We start from the raw sequence: 15,408 nt of genomic DNA, 5'->3' as shown, positions 1-15,408 counted from the left end.
TCACCAAGTTGTGACAGCACCGCAGCCGACCTACGTTCTGTCCCGTGATCACCCGATCGCCGCTGGTCATCGCGGCCGTACTGACCGTGCTCGCGGGCACGGCCGGCATCGCCGCGGCCGACCCCAGCAAGCAGGACTGGGCCCGGCTGCGGATGTGCGAGTCCACCGACTCCTACACCGCCGTCTCGGCCGACGGGAAGTACTTCGGCGCCTACCAGTTCGACCTGCCCACCTGGGCCAGCGTCGGCGGCGCCGGCCTGCCCAGCCAGGCCACCCCGGCCGAGCAGGACTACCGCGCCCTGTATCTGTACCGGATGCGCGGCTGGCAGCCGTGGGAGTGTGGCGACAAGCTCGGCCTGACCCCCGACCACGACGCCGCCTCCCGCCGCGTGCCCACCACCGCCGACGCCGCCTACATCGCCGTGCCGATCTGGCCCGGCAAGGTCTTCCTCGCCGGCGACTGCGCTCCCGGCCTGGCCACCTGGCAACACCGCATGGCGACTTTCGGCTACGTCTTCGGCACCCCCGGCTGCTACGACGGCGCCACCCGCCAGGCCGTCCGCGACCTCCAGGCCGCCAACGACATCGCCGTCACCGGCCAACTAGGCCGCCTCACCTGGAACGCCGCCTGGCTAGGCCACCCACCCCTAGGCTCTCACCCTCAGTAACCACCCCCAAGTTCGGAACGGACCTTTCCCAAACTCCGAGTTGAGGAATGGTCCGTTCCGAACTTCACATCAGGCTGGCCACTGGGAACGGGATCGCAGAACGTCACGGAGCAGGTCGGGCCGGTCGGTGACGAGGCCGTCCACGCCCAGGTCCAGCAGCGAGGTCATCTCGGCCTCGGTGTCGACCGTCCACACATGCACCTCAAGGCCCACCCGGTGCGCGCGGTCCACGAACCGCCGGTCCACCACCCGCAGCGGCCCCTGCCGCACCGGCACCTGCGCCATCTGACCGGCCACGAACCGACCCGTGCCCAACCACGGCCACCGCCCCGACGCCCACAGCGCACCCACGGTCAACGGCCCCATCGACGTCACCAACTTGTCGCCCGCGACCTTCCGCAGCCGAGCCAGCCGGGCGTCGGAGAACGAGGCCAGGCACACCCGGTCCCAGGCGTTGCACCGCTCCAGCACCCGCAACACCGGCCCGGCCGCGTTGTCGGCCTTCACGTCCACGTTGAGCAGCGCCGTCGGCAGCTCCTCCAGCACGTGCTCCAGCCGCGGGATCGCCTCCCGCCCGCCGACCAGCGCCTTGCCGACCTCCGACCACGGCAGCTGGTTGATCACCCCGTGCCGGTCGGTCGTCCGGTCCAGCACGTCGTCGTGCTGCACCACGACCACCCCGTCCGTGGTGGCCTGCACGTCGGTCTCGATGTACCGGTAGCCCTCCTCGATCGCCCGCCGGAACGAGCTCAGCGAGTTCTCCATGCCGGCAAGGTCGCCGACATGCCAGCCGCGGTGCGCCAACGCCCGCGGATACGGCCCGTCGGCCAGGTAGGGATGTCCACTTCGCACACTGCGCAGTCTGCCGCAGCGGCGTGGCGCTTTCGGTGGACGTCAGGTGTACGGATAACCTCGCCGCCCATGGAGGTCACCAGCACCCGGCGACGGGAGGCGACTCGACACTGCGCGTGGTGCGGCCAACGGCTGCCCGCGGACGGCCAGTTCGGACGACGCCGCCAGTACTGCGCCCAGACCTGCCGGCAGCGCGCCTACGAGCGCCGCAGCGCCGTGCAGCGCGGCGGCCTGCCCGAGGACGCCGTCGTGCTGTCCAGCACCGAGCTGGCCAACCTCCAGGACCGCTTGTTCCAGCTCCGCTGCGCCGCCGAGGACATCGCGACCGCGGCCGCCGACGGGGCGCAACCGGACGAACTGCACTCGATGGCGCGGGCACTGCTGGGCACCGCCACCGGGTTGGAACGCCTACGGTGACCGGGACGGACTTGCCCAGTGACCGGTGAACCGACAACTATGGCGCCGGGTGGCAAGGAGGAGCTGGTGGCGGACCACGGCGCCGTGCACAACCACGTCCTGCGCTGGGCGGACGTCGGATTCGGGGTCACGGACCTGCACGGCAAGTTGAGCTGGGCGAACCCGGCGCTGGGCACGCTCATCGGCGTGCCCGCCGACCAGGCGCTGGGGCGGTCCCTGCCGGCCCTCCTGCCGGGCGCCCCCGAGATGCCCGATCCCGGCATGGTCGTGCAGGCCGCCGGCCCGGAGGGCGACGAGCACCGCTGGCTGGAGATCAGCTGCACCGCGCTGCCCGGCGGCGACGAGCTGCTGTACCGGATCATGGACATCACCTCGTGGCGCGACCGCGAGCTGGAGGCCACCCAGCAGGCCAACGCGCTGCGCCGGGCCCAGGTGCTGGGCCGCATGGGCAACTGGGAGTGGGACATCACCACCGACCGCGTGCTGTGGTCGGACGCCCTGCTGGAGATGTTCGGCCTGGAACCCGGCACCGAACTGGACTTCGCCGGCTACATGGCCAAGGTGCACGCCGACGACCAGGAGATGATCGCCACCAGCCTGGCCGTGGCGCGGGAGAACGGCGACCGGTTCGCCTTCTCCCACCGCATGCTGGTCGGCGTCGACAACGAGCGCTTCTTCGAGTGCTTCGGCGAGGTCATCTGCGACGAGGACGGCACGCCGGTGCGCATGATGGGCACCTGCCACGACGTCACCCAGGACCGCCGCCTACAGGACGAGCTGCGCCAGTTGGCCGAGGAGGACCCGCTCACCGGCCTGCCCAACCGCCGCGCGCTCACCCGTGAGCTGGAGCGGCAGCTGGCCGCCGGCGGCACCGGGTCGCTGCTGCTGCTCGACCTGGACAACTTCAAGGACGTCAACGACCTGCGCGGGCACGCCGTCGGCGACCGCCTGATGCGCACCATGGCCGCCGCCCTGCGCGAACGCCTCGACGACGGCCAGCTGCTGGGCCGGCTCGGCGGCGACGAGTTCGCGGTGGTGCTGCCCGGCTGCGAGGAGTCCGACGCCGCCGAGGTCGCCGCCCGCCTGCGTGACGCCGTCGCCGGCCTGCCGCTGGTCGCCGGGGGAGCGACGACCCGGATGACCGTGAGCACCGGCGTCGCCGGCTTCACCTCCGGTGAAGGCTGGGAAGCGGTGCTGGCCAACGCCGACCTCGCCCTGTACGCGTCCAAGGCGGCCGGCCGCAACCGCGTCACCGTCTACGACCCCGGCCACTACGCCGACACCGCCAAGCGCGTCTCCGTGCAGGATCGCCTGCGCAAGGCCCTCGAACACGGCGACCTGGCCCTGCACGCCATGCCCATCGTCGCCCTGTCCTCGGGCCGGACCCTGGGCTACGAGCTGCTGCTGCGCCTGGAGGACGGCCAGCTCCCGCTGCTCGGCCCGGCCGACTTCCTGCCCGCCGCCGAACGCAGCGACCTCGTGCTGGAGATCGACCGCTGGGTGTTCGGCAAGGCCATCGACACCCTGGTCGCCCACCCCGACCCCAACCTGCGCTTCGACGTCAACGTCTCCGGGCGAACCCTGGAGGACGAGGACTTCGCCGACTTCGTGCTGGACCGGCTCGCCTCCTCCGGCGTCGCCCCGGGCCGGCTCGGCTTCGAGATCACCGAGACCGCGGCCGTCACCAACCTCGACGCCGCCCGCAGCCTCGCCCACCAGGTCCGCGCCACCGGCTGCCGGATCGCCCTGGACGACTTCGGCGCCGGCTTCGGCTCCTTCGTCCACCTCAAGCACCTGCCCATCACCGGCCTCAAGATCGACGGCGAGTTCGTGCGCGGCATCGACTCCGGCACCCGCGACGCCGTGCTGGTCTCCGGCATCCTGGAGATCGCCCGCGGCTTCGACCTGTCCGTGGTGGCCGAGTGGGTGGAGCGGCCGGCGCAGGTGGAGATGCTGTCCAAACTCGGCGTCTCGGTCGGCCAGGGTTTCCACCTGGGCAAGCCGAAACCGCTGGGCAGCGTGCTGAAGCGGCCGGATGGGGCCTTGTCCGGCGAGCTGCCGGCGGCCGACGATGGGCGTTCCTGAAACTGTTGTGAGAGAAGGATTTGCCCTGTGTCCGAGGACGTTCCCGTCAAGGGACTGCGTCGCGTCGAGCTGCGCAGCAACGACCCGGCCGGGTCGGCCGAGTACTACCGGAGCCTGTTCGGCTGGATCGTCATGTCGGCCGACGACGGCACCCTGAGATGCTGGGTCGGCGACCGGCTGGCCGCGCTGATCCGAAGACCCGCCGACTGGGAAACCCCCGGCTGGCACCCCGTCTTAGGCGGCCGGCCCACCGCGTTGCTGGCCGACCCCACCGGCGTCACCGCCACCCTCGACCCCGGTCGCGTGCGGCACGGACCGTGGGCCCCGGCGCCCCGCCACGGTGAGCCCTGCTGGCTCGAGCTGATGACCGCCGACACCACCGACGACTACTGGACCCGCCATCTGGCGTGGACCGTGCGGGCCGACAGCGACGTCAAACCGTTCGCCCTGTACGACGCCCCCGACGACACCGGCGCCCGTGCCATCGCCGGCCGGCTGCTCGTCGACACCGTCACCGCCGCCAACGTCGGGGCCGGCTGGATGTGCTACCTCGCCGCCACCGACATCACCCTGGTCACCGACACCGCAGTGGCCGGCGGTGCGACCCTGCTGATCGAGCCCCGCGAAGCCCCCACCGGCGTCATCGCCGCGTTCGCCGACCCGTACGGCACCGTCTGCACCCTGCTCGAAGACCCCGCCGGCTGGGGCGGCGCCTGGAGCTAGGCCTCTGCCAGCACCGGCCGGCGCTCCGGGATCCACGCCACCAGCGCCAGCCAGATCACCACCAGCACCCACGCCGCCTCCAGCACGGTGTACAGGGCGGACGACAGCAGAAATGCCGTCCCTGGCAGCAATTTGGCCGTCGCCGACAGCGCCCATACCTGAAGCAGCAGGGCCTGCGCCACGAACCCCTTGGACGTGACAAGGCCCAACCTGTCGCGCCCGAGCAACGTCACGGCCAGCACGATCGCCGCCGCCGGCAGCCACCCCCACGGGCTGCGCGCGAAATCCGCCAGATCCTGGTACGGCACCACGGCATGGATGCCCAGCCACACCGGCCAGCCGACAACCGCCAGCGCCAAGGCCTGCCACGGCCGCAGGCCGCTGCCGTCCTGGCCGGGTGTCGCCGGCTCCAACTGCCACGCGAACAGCGCCGTCACCGGGATCAGCAGCACCCACAGCACGAACATCAGCTCGGCCGCCACCAGCAGCGCCGACGCGGCGCCGTCAGTCAGGTTCGACTGCCCGAGCAGCCACGCGACCGGCGCAAGTCGACGATCCTCGATGGTGGCCGGCATCAGCAGACCCCACAACACCAGTGCCAGGGCCTGCGCCAGGAAGCAGACCGAGGTCCACCGGCCCAGCCGTCGCCGCCGCACCAGGCACAGCGCCATCGCCGTCGGCAGCAGCAGAATCAGGACCAGGCCGCCGTAGACGTAGATCTCCATCGCCCCGCCGTTGATCAGCTGCTGCGACTCCCACCAGCCCACCGCCGACACCACCGCGGCCAGCACTGCCCAGAACGGGCGTATCCCCATCACCACGCCATGATCCACTGCGCGAAGGGGCAGCGACGGTCCATTCGCCGAAGTTGCCGGCTACGCTAGGGCCACCTGACGTGCCGCACAGACAAGGTCGATGCCATGGGCACCCCCGGACCCACCGGGCGTGTGCTTCCGCCTGCCCGGTGACCACTGCGAACCATCTTTCTTCGCACTCACCAGGAGTTTCACCTTGCCGTGGTACACGGATTTCTTCACCGAACCGGCCAACACGTTCTGGCGTGGGGCCGTCGCGCAGGAGCAGACCGTCGCCGAGATCGACTTCGTGCTGGCTGTCACCGGGATCCAACCCGGGGCCCGCGTGCTGGACGTGCCGTGCGGCAGCGGCCGGCACAGCATCGAACTGGCCCGGCGCGGCTGTGACGTCACCGGCCTCGACGTCTCGACCGAGGCCATCACCCACGCCCGACAGTCCGAAGTGGACGTCGACTGGCGGCTGGCCGACTTCGCCGACCTGGCTTCGCACGGCCTGTCCGCGGACGTGGCCATCTGTATGGGCAACAGCTTCGGCTACCTCGACCACGCCGCCAACCAGCGGTTCCTGGCCGACCTCGCCGCGGCCGCGCCCACGCTCGTCATCGACTACGGCTGTGTCGCCGAGGCGATCCTGCCGCACCCGCCGGGGGAGATCACCATGTCCGCCGGCGGCGTCGACATGATCGCCGTCAACCACTACGACCCGGCCCAGGCCCGCCTGCTGATCGACTTCACCTTCACCATGGGGGAGCGGACCCAGCAGGCGACCTGCGTCCAGCACGTCTACACCGCTGGCGAGCTCAGCCGCATGCTCACCGCGGCCGGGTATCGGGAGGTCGACCTGTACGGCGACACCGACCGCACGGAGTTCCACCTCGGCAGTCACCGACTGCTGGCGGTCGCCCGCCGATGAGAAGCCGGGGTGCCGCGGCCTCGCGCCGCGGCACCCCACCCATCACACCCCGGTGAATTGCTTGATCCAGGCCCGGTACGGCTGGACCCGTGTGTAGAGCGTGTCCTGGTCACCGCACTTCAGGCCGCCCCGGCTGGTGACGCCGACCAGGCGACCGGTGGCCATGTTGAGCGCCGGCCCACCCGAGTCGCCGTAGCACGCGGTCGCCTTGTCCGTGCTGATCATGCACAGCTCGTGCACCGAGTCGAAGTTCAGACCCTCGCTTCGGCACTTCGCCGCCGGAGTCACCGTGGCATCCACCCGCTTCAACCGGTCCGAGCCGTCGTGTAGTCAGGCCAGGCGGGCCGGGAACCCGCCGGTGGACACCGGGCCCCAGCGCGTCGGCGTCACCCGGATCAGGCACTTGCCCTGCCGCGTCATCGCCGCCCGGTACTCGTCCCAGTCCGGGTGCTCACCGGAGATGCCGCGGAAGTACTCCACCAACGGCTCCAGCGCCTCCGGCAGGTCCAGCACCTCGGCCGTGCCCTCCACGTGCACGTACGGGCCGTCCCACTCGTCCGACAGCACACAGAACGACACCCTCGCGTCGCGGCGCGCGTTGTGCGCCTTGGCCCGCTCCGGGTAGGTCGACACCACGATCCGGCCCTCGCCGTCGACCCCGCAGGTCACGGGGGAGGACTGCGGGCTGCCGTCGGCCCGCATGGTGATGATGATCGCCCGGTGCCGGGTGCGCAGGAACTCCGTCAGCGCGGCACGGTCCACCGACTCGTTGGTCGCAACAGCCATGATCTAGACCCTAAGCCCGAATCTCGTTCGACGCCGCCGCGACCCCGCCGCCCTCACCCCACCTTCCATGCCCGGCGTGGTCGTGCGACCGCTGGCCGACCATGACGACGCCGCCCTCGGCCGACTCATGGAACGCGCCTACGCCGGCACCATCGACGACGACCTCGGCGACAACAACGACGGCGCCGTCGAGATCGCCACCTGGCGCGGCCGCGGCGCGATTCCCGCTGCGAGCTTCGTCGCCGTCATCGACGACCAGCCCGTCAGCGCCTCCCTCGTCACCGCCGGGGCGAACGACACCGCCTGGATCTCCTACGTCATCACCGACCCCGGATGGAAGGGCCGCGGACTCGGCACGGCCGTCGTCGCCGCCTCCCTGACCGCACTCGCCGACACGCCTGTGCTGGCCGGCATCACCGACGGCAACACCCCGTCGGAGAAACTCTTCGCCACCCTCGGCTTCGTCAGGACCGGCCCGGCCTAGGGATAGTCCTCCACGGTGATCGCACCGCCGCGTCACTCAGGCCGCCATGGTGAAGGCCAGCAGCGCGGCGGCGGTCCGCGGCGGATCCTCCAGCAATGGCGAGTGCCCCAGACCGGGCAGCAACTCGACCTGCGCGCCGGCCACCTGGTAGTCGAACGCGGACGAGGACCGCCACCGCCGATCGTCCTCACCGAAGATCACCAGCAGCGGCTTGCCCACGACCGCCAGCCGAGCCGGCAGCGGCCGCTCGGCCAGGTAGACCCGAGTCGCCTGCATCGTGGCGACAAGCGAATGGAACGTCATGGCCCGCACCTCGTCCAGCAGCTCCGCCGGCATCTCGTAGCCCACCCGACTGAAACCACTGCTCGCGAACTGCCGGAGCACCTCGTCGCTCGGCGGCCACTGCGCTGGATCCAGAGCGGTCTCGGGTCCGATGTAAGCGTCCAGACTCGGGCCGGTGTTGATGAACACGAGCGCCGTCACCAGCTCCGGCCGCTGCTCGGCCAACGCCGTGGCGACCACACCACCGCTGGAATGCCCCACCACCACGGCCTGCCCGACACCGAGCCGCTCCAGCACCGCCCCGACCCGGGCGGCCTGGTCGGGGACCGCGTAGCTGCGGTCGACCGGCTTGGCCGACCTACCGTGCCCGAGCAGGTCGAGCCGGATCACGCGGTGGGATCCGGTCAGCAGCGGAACCAATGCGTCCCACGAACGAGCCGACGACGCCGACCCGTGGACAAGCAGTAGCACGGGGGCGTCGCCAGGGCCGTCCTCGCACACGGAGATGTCGCCGTCGTCCAGCGACACGGTCGAAACAGTCATGCGGCCAGTGTCTGCGGCCGGGCATGCCGCTGAATTGGACAAATGTTCCCGCCACCGCACGTAGCATGGCGCCGTGCGGACGTTCGAGCACGGCACCGCGGTGTGGGACGTCGCCACCCCGCAGCAGCCCGGCCAGGTCGCCGGCGTCACCATGGCCGGCTTCCGCCTCCACGACCTCACCGCACTCCGGATGGTCCCGCACCCGGCCGTCACCCTGCTCCTCGAATTCGGCGCCGGCTCACCCGTCCTCGAAGGCACGGGCCGACAGCACCGCGGATGCCTTGTCGCCGGACCAGGTTTCGGCTCCGGGGAGCGGTCCGCGCGTGGGGCGAGAACCTCGAATGCGTCCAGGTGCGACTGTCCCCGCTGATCGCCCGCGCCGTCCTGGGCGCATCCACCGCCGACCTCGACGGCGACGCCGTCCCACTGGACGCCCTCTGGGGACGCGAGGCGTCACGGATCCGCGAACAACTGGCGGACACCACGTCCTGGCCGGAACGCTTCGCGTTCACCGACGCACTGCTCGCCCGCCGACACGCCCAACCGCCACCGGTGGACCCGGAAGTCACCTGGGCCTGGCGCCGCATCGTCGGCACCCGCGGCCTCGCCCGGGTCGACGACCTCGCCACCGAAGTCGGCTGGAGCCGCAAGCGGCTGTGGTCCCGCTTCCGCGCCCAGCTCGGCCTGCCACCCAAGCGCGCCATCAAGCTGGTCCGCTTCGACCACGCCGCCCACCGCCTCGCCGCCGGGCACGCCGCCGCCCACGTCGCCGCCGAAACCGGCTACACCGACCAGTCCCACCTGCACCGAGACGTGCACGAGTTCACCGGCACCACCCCGGCGACCGTGGCCGCCGAACCGTTCATCGCCGTGGACGACATCGCCTGGCCCCGCCGCGGCACGACCACCGACTTCTAACGCCCCGGCCGCCACACCGACGTCGTCAACACCGTGACGCCCTCCAACGACCGCGGCACCGGCACCTCGTACCGGGCCTGGAGCTCGAACCGGTCCTTCGGCAGGTACGGGCGACTCGGATCACCGACCAACACCAGCGCCCCGGCGTCCGACGCCCGGAACAGGAACGGCAGGAACGCCGCGGCCATGTCCTTGTCGTAGAACACATCCCCGGCCAACACCACGTCAGCGTCCACAGTCGTCGCCAGCACATCGGCGACCAACGGGATCAACGCGACACCGTTGGCAGCAGCGTTCATGCCGGCCGCCACCAGCGCCAACTCGTCCACATCGCACGCAGTCACCTCGGCCGCCCCGGCCAACGCCGCGGCGATCGCCACCAACCCCGACCCACACGCCAGATCGAACACCCGCTTACCGGCCACCAGGGCCGGGTTGTCCAGCACGTACCGCGCAACACCCTGCCCGCCGGCCCACGGGAACGCCCAGAACGGCGGCTCCGCCGAGCCCGTCAGCTCCCACAACGGCGTCACGTCCTCGGCGACGCGCAGCACCACCTCCGGCACGAACTCCGTCGCCCGCGCCGTCGTGTGCTCCCGCACGAACGCCTCCACCGGCACCTCCCAGCTCAGTCGTGCTAAATATTGCTCATGCCCGCAAACGCAGCGAAGGGGAGGACCTTCACCGAGAGCGCCCGCCGCGCCCAGATCGTCGCCGCGGCCATCGCCGTGATCAACGAGCACGGCTACGCCGCCGCATCCTTCACCCGCATCGCCAAACAGGCCGGCCTGTCCAGCACCGGCATGATCTCGTACCACTTCGCCAACAAGGACGACCTCATCGGCGAAGTGCTCACCGAGGCCACCACCGTCGCCTACCAGTTCATCGCCCCGCGCATGGACGCCGCCACCGGCTACCGGGCCAAGCTGCGCGCCCGACTCGAGTCCAACATGCAGCTCGTCCGCGCCCACCCCGGCCACGTCCGCGCCCTCATGGAGATCGCCCAGAACGCCCCCAAGACGCCCGAGTTCGTCGACCAGCGCTTCGGCCTGTTCGCCGCCCACCTGCGCGCCGGCCAGGACGCGGGGGAGTTCGGCACCTTCAACGCCGACGCCATGGCCGTCACCATCATCGGCGCCATCGACGCCATGGTCATCGGCCTCGTGCTGCACCCCGAGGTCGACGCCGCCGAATTCGGCCGCGAACTCGCCGACACCTTCGACCGCGCCACCCGGCCCTGAGCAATTTCGGGAATATTCCGACCTGTCCGAGCAGGTATTCGCCGCACGTTCGGACACGAACAAGGTCCTGGATACCGGGCCAGACCTACACTCGCCCTTGAATTCACGCGAAAACACAAGGGTGGCTCAGTATGCAGTACTATCTCGACGGATTCCGGCCCGGTGACCCCGACATTCGGCCGGCGGCGCCGAGAAAGACCGACCCCGCCGACGTCGTCGACGTGCTGGTGATCGGCAACGGACCCGCAGGCTCCATCATCGCCGCCCAGCTCGCGGAATTCCCGAGCATCTCGACCCGCTTCATCGAGCGCCGGGAAACCGCCATGGAGAAGGGACAGGCCGACGGCGTCGCCTCGAGGACCATCGAGATGTTCACCGCATTCGGCCTGGCCGAGAAACTCAACCGCGAGGCCTACCGCCTCAACGAGACGGTGTTCTGGGGTCCGGACGAGGACAACCACCGCATCGTCCGCACCGGCCGCACCCCAAGCACCGCCGACGACCTCTCCGAATACCCTTCCGTCATCGTCAACCAGGCCCGCCTTCAACAGATCCTGGTCGAGAAGATGGGCAATTCACCGACCCGGCTCCAACCGGAATTCGGCATGGAGGTACAGAACGTCACGGTCCCGGCCGACCCGTCGCAACCAGTCAGCGTGACCGTCCGCCAGCTCACCCGGCCCGGACAACCCGAGACAGTCATCCACGCCCGATACGTCGTCGGCTGCGACGGCGCGCGCAGCGTCGTCCGACAATCACTCGGCCTCGAGCTCAAGGGCGACCCCCAATACCACGCCTGGGGAGTGCTGGACGTCCTCGCCCAGACCACCTTCCCGGACATCCGCCGCCGGGCGATCATCGTCACCCCGACCGGCGGACTCTCGGTCATCCCACGCGAAGGCGGCTACCTGACCCGGGTCTACGTCGACCTCGGCGAGATCCAGCCCGGCGACCACGAACAGCGCGCCCAGGTGACCAAGGAGTTCATCGTCGACAAGGCCAAGCAGCTGTTCGCCCCGTACGCCTTCGAACCGAAGGAGATCACGTGGTGGTCGCGCTACGAGGTGGCACAGCGCCTGACCGACCGCTTCGACGACGTCCCCGACGAACAGCGCGGCACCCGTTCCCCACGCGTCTTCATCGCCGGCGACGCCTGCCACACCCACAGCGCCAAAGCCGGCCAGGGCATGAACGTCTCGATGCAGGACACCTTCAACCTCGGCTGGAAGCTGGCCGCGGTGCTCGAAGGACGCAGCCCGGCCGGCCTGCTGGACACCTACAACGCCGAACGCCAGCCGGTCGCGCAGAGCCTGATCGACTTCGACCGGGCCTGGGCCCCCATCCTCGGCGGCAAGAACCCCGACGCACCCGACGAAACCCTGAGCACCGACGAGATCCGCGCGCGATTCCAGCAATCACGGCGCTTCACCACCGGCCTCGCCACCCACTACCCGCCGTCGCTGCTCATCGGCGAGGACACCCACCAGAAGCTCGCCACCGGCTACCCGATCGGCATGCGTTTCTACTCGGCACAGGTCACCCGCATGGCCGACTCCCGCCGCATGCACCTCGGCCACGTCCACCAGGCCGACGGACGGTGGCGGCTCTACGCCTTCGCGGACGGCGCACCGATCACCTCGGACACATCCCGCCTCCGCGCGCTCTGCGACTTCCTCAGGGACAGCGCACAGTCCCCGCTGCGTCGCTTCACACCCGCCGACGCCGACATCGACGCCATCCTCGACGTCCGCGGCATCCTCCAGCAGAGCCACCACGACGTCGACCCGGAGGACCTGCCGGCGCTGCTCTTCCCGGTCAAGGGCTCGCTCGGCCTCAACGACTACGAGAAGGCATTCACCCCCGACACCGACGGCGACATCTTCGACCAGCGCGGGATCGACCGTGACCAGGGAGCCCTCGTCGTCGTCCGGCCCGACCAGTACGTCGCCCACGTCCTGCCCCTCGACGCACACGACGAACTCGCAGAGTTCCTCGCCCGCTTCATGAACCCCGTCGGCTGACCGCGATGGGCCGCCGGTCACGCCAGATCGGCGGCCTTGCCCAGCAGATACCGCTGCTCCGGCATGCTCAACGTCAACCGCGCCGCCGCCAGGTACGCCTCCTTCGCGCCGACAACGTCACCGGCCATCTCCAGCAGATGCGCCCGCACCGCCGCCACCCGATGATGCTCCGACACCCGGTCATCACCCTCCAGCTCGGCCAGCATCGCCAACCCCGCCTCAGGCCCACGCACCATCGCCACCGCCACCGCATGGTTCAACGTCACCATCGGATTCGGCGCCATCTGCGCCAACAACGCGTACAGACCGGCGATCTCCGCCCAATCCGTCTCCGCCGCCGACGGCGCCTCGGCATGCACCGCCGCGATCGCCGCCTGCACCTGATACGGCCCCAACTGCGTCGTCGACAACGCCTCACTCACCAGCTTCACGCCCTCGGCGATCCCCGCCGCATCCCACAACGACCGATCCTGCTCGGCCAACGGCACCAGCGACCCGTCCGGACGCGACCGCGCCGCCCCACGCGCCTCCGTCAACAACATCAACGCCAACAGCCCGGCCACCTCACCGTCCGCCGGCAACAACTCCCGCACCGCCCGCGTCAGCCGCACCGCCTCGCCGGTCAGCTCACCCCGCACCAACTGCTCACCCGCGGTCGCCGTATACCCCTCATTGAAGATCAGATACAACACGTGCAGCACAGCCCGCAGCCGCTCCACCCGCTCCGCACCAACCGGCGGCGCCGAGAACCGCCCACCAGCCGCCTTGATCTTCGCCTTCGACCGCGAGATCCGCTGCGCCATCGTCGCCTCCGGCACCAGGAACGCCCGCGCCACCTGCGCCGTGGTCAACCCGCCCACCGCACGCACCGTCAACGCCACCTGCGACGCCGGCGTCAACGCCGGATGGCAGCACAGGAACAGCAACGTCAACGTGTCATCCCGCGCCGAGACCTCAACGTCCTCAACCTCGGCGGCGAACACCGCCTCCTCACGCCGCCGCCGTGCGCTGTCACTGCGCCACAGATCCGCCAACCGCCGCGAACCCACCGTCACCAGCCACGCCCGCGGATTGTCCGGCACCCCCTCCACCGGCCACTGTGTCGCCGCCGCCAGCAACGCCTCCTGCACGGCGTCCTCACACGCGTCGAACTGCCCGTGCCGCCGCACCAACGCGGCAAGGACCTGCGGCGCCAACTCGCGCAGCAGGCCCTCCACCTCTGTACTCACACGTCCACCCCAGCTGAGAACATCACCGGCCAGACCTCCGTCGCATTGTGCCGCGAGTCCGGGATCATCGCCGCCAACTCCAGCGCCCGCTCCCGCGACTCACAGTCCATCAGGTAATACCCCGCCAGGTACTCCTTCGTCTCGACAAAAGGGCCGTCGGTCACCACCGGCTCCCCGTCGCGCACCCGCACCACCGCCGCCGTCGACGGACCGCCCAGCGCATGGGTGTCCAGCAGCTCCCCGGACTCCCGGGTCAACCGCTGGAACTCGTCGTGCCCGGCCATCACCGCGTCCCGCTCACGGGTCGACAGCCCGGCCCACGTCTCGTCGTTCATGTAGATCATCAGCAGGTACTTCACCGCAGCTCTCCTCGCGTCACCGCTCGCGTCACGACGAGGTCGGAGCCGCCTGCCCCGTCTCGACATCCAGCGCACGGTACGTCCGGTTGCTGGCCGCCGCCGCCCGCTGCTCCCGACCCGTCGCCTCGATGTAGTTCTGGCTCGTGGCCAGACTCGCGTGACCCAGCAGCGTCATGATCTCCGACGCCGTCGCCCCGTCCTCGGCCAGCCGCGTCGCGAAGGTGTGCCGCAGTGCGTGCAGACTCGCCCCCACCGGCACCCGGTCGTGCAACCCCGCCCAGCGGTAGCAGGACTTCACCAGGTACTCCAGCGCACCCCGCCCGATCGGCCCGCCGGCCCGGTCACGCAGCAGGGGAGCACCCCGCCCGAACCGCTCCTTGGGAAACCGGGTCCGGCACGAGGCCAGATAGGTGTCGATCACCTTCTCCATCGACGGCTCCACCGGGATCGACCGGTCCCGGCTGCCCTTGCCGTGAACGTGCAGGCGCTTCTCACCCGGCCGCCCCACCAGCGAATTCACCGTCAGCGTGCGCATCTCCGCCGACCTCAGCCCGGCCAGCAGCCCCAGCGCGATCACCAGCACATCCCGCTCCGGCCAGGGATCCCGCGCCTTGCGATCGCCGCTGCGGGCCGCCGCCAGCAGCCGCTCCGGCGTGTCCTCGCCACGTAGCGGCTTGGGGGACAGGGGAGGGGTACGCGGGCGGGCCACCGCCCCGATCGGGTTGCCCGGCAGCAGGCCGTCCGCCACGCAGAACGTCAGGAACTGGTTCCACGTCGACCAGGCCCGCAGCACCGAGGACTTCGCGTGGCTGTCCGCGAACACCCCGAACACCGCCCGCAGCGCCGGCCCCGTCAGGTCCTCGACCATCAGCATCTCCGCCTCGCCGCCGATCTCGTCGACCAGCAGCGCCGTGATACCCGCCAGGTCGCGCCGATAGGCCGCCGTCGTGTGCGGCGAGTCCTTCCGCGGCCTTCGCGCCGCGAAGAACGCCAGCTGAGCCTCCACAAGCCTCATGTGGATCTTGTACCGCACACCCCTGACAGTTTCATGCGCCGCGTGCCGCGGCGGGCG

At 70.5% G+C, this 15,408-nt stretch carries 19 protein-coding genes; 10 read left to right on the top strand and 9 right to left on the bottom strand.

The features are described 5' to 3' along the window. Positions 1-47: 47 nt before the first annotated feature. Positions 48-668: a transglycosylase family protein gene (locus M3Q35_RS10915; RefSeq protein ID WP_273944309.1), complete on the top strand. Its 621-nt coding sequence runs from the start codon at positions 48-50 to the stop codon at positions 666-668. 69 nt (positions 669-737) lie between these two features. Here the strand turns inward: M3Q35_RS10915 and M3Q35_RS10910 are convergent, their stop codons facing one another. Continuing rightward, positions 738-1,520 carry a glycerophosphodiester phosphodiesterase family protein gene (locus M3Q35_RS10910; RefSeq protein ID WP_273941559.1) on the bottom strand — a complete coding sequence of 261 codons (783 nt, stop codon included), beginning with the start codon at positions 1,518-1,520 and terminating at the stop codon, positions 738-740. 69 nt (positions 1,521-1,589) lie between these two features. Here M3Q35_RS10910 and M3Q35_RS10905 point away from each other — a divergent pair, with 69 nt between their 5' ends. The 3 genes from M3Q35_RS10905 (at position 1,590) to M3Q35_RS10895 (ending at position 4,745) form a co-directional block, all read left to right on the top strand. Further along, positions 1,590-1,937, top strand: coding sequence for a hypothetical protein (locus M3Q35_RS10905; RefSeq protein ID WP_273941558.1), 348 nt, complete (start codon positions 1,590-1,592; stop codon positions 1,935-1,937). 66 nt (positions 1,938-2,003) lie between these two features. Beyond that, a complete protein-coding gene (locus tag M3Q35_RS10900) occupies positions 2,004-4,022 on the top strand; it encodes a putative bifunctional diguanylate cyclase/phosphodiesterase (protein WP_273941557.1) in 2,019 nt (672 codons plus the stop codon). A gap of 27 nt (positions 4,023-4,049) precedes the next feature. Next, positions 4,050-4,745: a VOC family protein gene (locus M3Q35_RS10895; protein ID WP_273941556.1), complete on the top strand. Its 696-nt coding sequence runs from the start codon at positions 4,050-4,052 to the stop codon at positions 4,743-4,745. On the opposite strand, the gene M3Q35_RS10890 is transcribed toward M3Q35_RS10895, so the two are convergent. Beyond that, positions 4,742-5,563 (bottom strand): hypothetical protein, encoded by an 822-nt coding sequence (locus M3Q35_RS10890; protein WP_273941555.1) that lies wholly within the window; start codon positions 5,561-5,563, stop codon positions 4,742-4,744. The two genes, M3Q35_RS10895 and M3Q35_RS10890, sit on opposite strands and share 4 nt — an antisense overlap. A gap of 193 nt (positions 5,564-5,756) precedes the next feature. On the opposite strand from M3Q35_RS10890, the gene M3Q35_RS10885 reads away from it, so the two are divergent. After that, positions 5,757-6,473: a class I SAM-dependent methyltransferase gene (locus M3Q35_RS10885; protein WP_273941554.1), complete on the top strand. Its 717-nt coding sequence runs from the start codon at positions 5,757-5,759 to the stop codon at positions 6,471-6,473. A gap of 42 nt (positions 6,474-6,515) precedes the next feature. On the opposite strand, the gene M3Q35_RS10880 is transcribed toward M3Q35_RS10885, so the two are convergent. Beyond that, complete coding sequence (locus M3Q35_RS10880; protein ID WP_273941553.1) at positions 6,516-6,782, bottom strand: trypsin-like serine protease; 267 nt, start codon at positions 6,780-6,782, stop codon at positions 6,516-6,518. Between the two features lie 21 nt (positions 6,783-6,803). Beyond that, positions 6,804-7,259 carry a PPOX class F420-dependent oxidoreductase gene (locus M3Q35_RS10875; RefSeq protein ID WP_273941552.1) on the bottom strand — a complete coding sequence of 152 codons (456 nt, stop codon included), beginning with the start codon at positions 7,257-7,259 and terminating at the stop codon, positions 6,804-6,806. Positions 7,260-7,335: 76 nt separating this feature from the next. Between M3Q35_RS10875 and M3Q35_RS10870 the strand changes: the two genes are divergently transcribed. Continuing rightward, positions 7,336-7,743 carry a GNAT family N-acetyltransferase gene (locus M3Q35_RS10870; protein ID WP_273941551.1) on the top strand — a complete coding sequence of 136 codons (408 nt, stop codon included), beginning with the start codon at positions 7,336-7,338 and terminating at the stop codon, positions 7,741-7,743. A 36-nt stretch (positions 7,744-7,779) separates the two neighbouring features. Here the strand turns inward: M3Q35_RS10870 and M3Q35_RS10865 are convergent, their stop codons facing one another. Further along, positions 7,780-8,568 carry an alpha/beta fold hydrolase gene (locus M3Q35_RS10865; RefSeq protein ID WP_273941550.1) on the bottom strand — a complete coding sequence of 263 codons (789 nt, stop codon included), beginning with the start codon at positions 8,566-8,568 and terminating at the stop codon, positions 7,780-7,782. A gap of 73 nt (positions 8,569-8,641) precedes the next feature. On the opposite strand from M3Q35_RS10865, the gene M3Q35_RS10860 reads away from it, so the two are divergent. After that, positions 8,642-8,938: a hypothetical protein gene (locus M3Q35_RS10860; RefSeq protein ID WP_273941549.1), complete on the top strand. Its 297-nt coding sequence runs from the start codon at positions 8,642-8,644 to the stop codon at positions 8,936-8,938. Next, complete coding sequence (locus tag M3Q35_RS10855; protein ID WP_273941548.1) at positions 8,920-9,486, top strand: helix-turn-helix domain-containing protein; 567 nt, start codon at positions 8,920-8,922, stop codon at positions 9,484-9,486. The genes M3Q35_RS10860 and M3Q35_RS10855 overlap by 19 nt, the downstream gene beginning before the upstream one ends. On the opposite strand, the gene M3Q35_RS10850 is transcribed toward M3Q35_RS10855, so the two are convergent. Next, a complete protein-coding gene (locus M3Q35_RS10850; protein ID WP_273941547.1) occupies positions 9,483-10,100 on the bottom strand; it encodes a class I SAM-dependent methyltransferase in 618 nt (205 codons plus the stop codon). The two genes, M3Q35_RS10855 and M3Q35_RS10850, sit on opposite strands and share 4 nt — an antisense overlap. Positions 10,101-10,136: 36 nt before the next feature. Here M3Q35_RS10850 and M3Q35_RS10845 point away from each other — a divergent pair, with 36 nt between their 5' ends. After that, a complete protein-coding gene (locus M3Q35_RS10845; protein ID WP_273941546.1) occupies positions 10,137-10,727 on the top strand; it encodes a TetR/AcrR family transcriptional regulator in 591 nt (196 codons plus the stop codon). Between the two features lie 131 nt (positions 10,728-10,858). Beyond that, positions 10,859-12,748: an FAD-dependent monooxygenase gene (locus M3Q35_RS10840; protein WP_273941545.1), complete on the top strand. Its 1,890-nt coding sequence runs from the start codon at positions 10,859-10,861 to the stop codon at positions 12,746-12,748. 17 nt (positions 12,749-12,765) lie between these two features. Here the strand turns inward: M3Q35_RS10840 and M3Q35_RS10835 are convergent, their stop codons facing one another. From M3Q35_RS10835 to M3Q35_RS10825, 3 genes are read right to left on the bottom strand one after another with little or no spacing between them, the layout of a single operon-like run. Next, positions 12,766-13,977 (bottom strand): RNA polymerase sigma factor, encoded by a 1,212-nt coding sequence (locus M3Q35_RS10835; RefSeq protein ID WP_273941544.1) that lies wholly within the window; start codon positions 13,975-13,977, stop codon positions 12,766-12,768. Continuing rightward, on the bottom strand, positions 13,974-14,336 hold the full coding sequence (locus tag M3Q35_RS10830) for a YciI family protein (RefSeq protein WP_273941543.1): 363 nt from the start codon (positions 14,334-14,336) through the stop codon (positions 13,974-13,976). Before M3Q35_RS10830 ends, M3Q35_RS10835 begins: the two co-directional genes overlap by 4 nt. A 28-nt stretch (positions 14,337-14,364) precedes the next feature. Further along, a complete protein-coding gene (locus M3Q35_RS10825; protein ID WP_273941542.1) occupies positions 14,365-15,369 on the bottom strand; it encodes a tyrosine-type recombinase/integrase in 1,005 nt (334 codons plus the stop codon). Between the last annotated feature and the right edge of the window lie 39 nt (positions 15,370-15,408).

It is taken from the genome of Kutzneria chonburiensis (assembly GCF_028622115.1).
Lineage (GTDB): Bacteria > Actinomycetota > Actinomycetes > Mycobacteriales > Pseudonocardiaceae > Kutzneria > Kutzneria chonburiensis.
Note: the sequence above shows the minus strand (reverse complement) of the source record. Positions and strands in the feature narration are given on the sequence as shown.

Bases quoted from the DNA above. Each gene is read 5' to 3' on its own strand.
- M3Q35_RS10905 (WP_273941558.1), top strand. From the start codon at position 1,590: ATGGAGGTCACCAGCACCCGGCGACGGGAGGCGACTCGACACTGCGCG.
- M3Q35_RS10875 (WP_273941552.1), bottom strand. From the start codon at position 7,259: ATGGCTGTTGCGACCAACGAGTCGGTGGACCGTGCCGCGCTGACGGAG.
- M3Q35_RS10865 (WP_273941550.1), bottom strand. From the start codon at position 8,568: ATGACTGTTTCGACCGTGTCGCTGGACGACGGCGACATCTCCGTGTGC.
- M3Q35_RS10845 (WP_273941546.1), top strand. From the start codon at position 10,137: ATGCCCGCAAACGCAGCGAAGGGGAGGACCTTCACCGAGAGCGCCCGC.
- M3Q35_RS10840 (WP_273941545.1), top strand. From the start codon at position 10,859: ATGCAGTACTATCTCGACGGATTCCGGCCCGGTGACCCCGACATTCGG.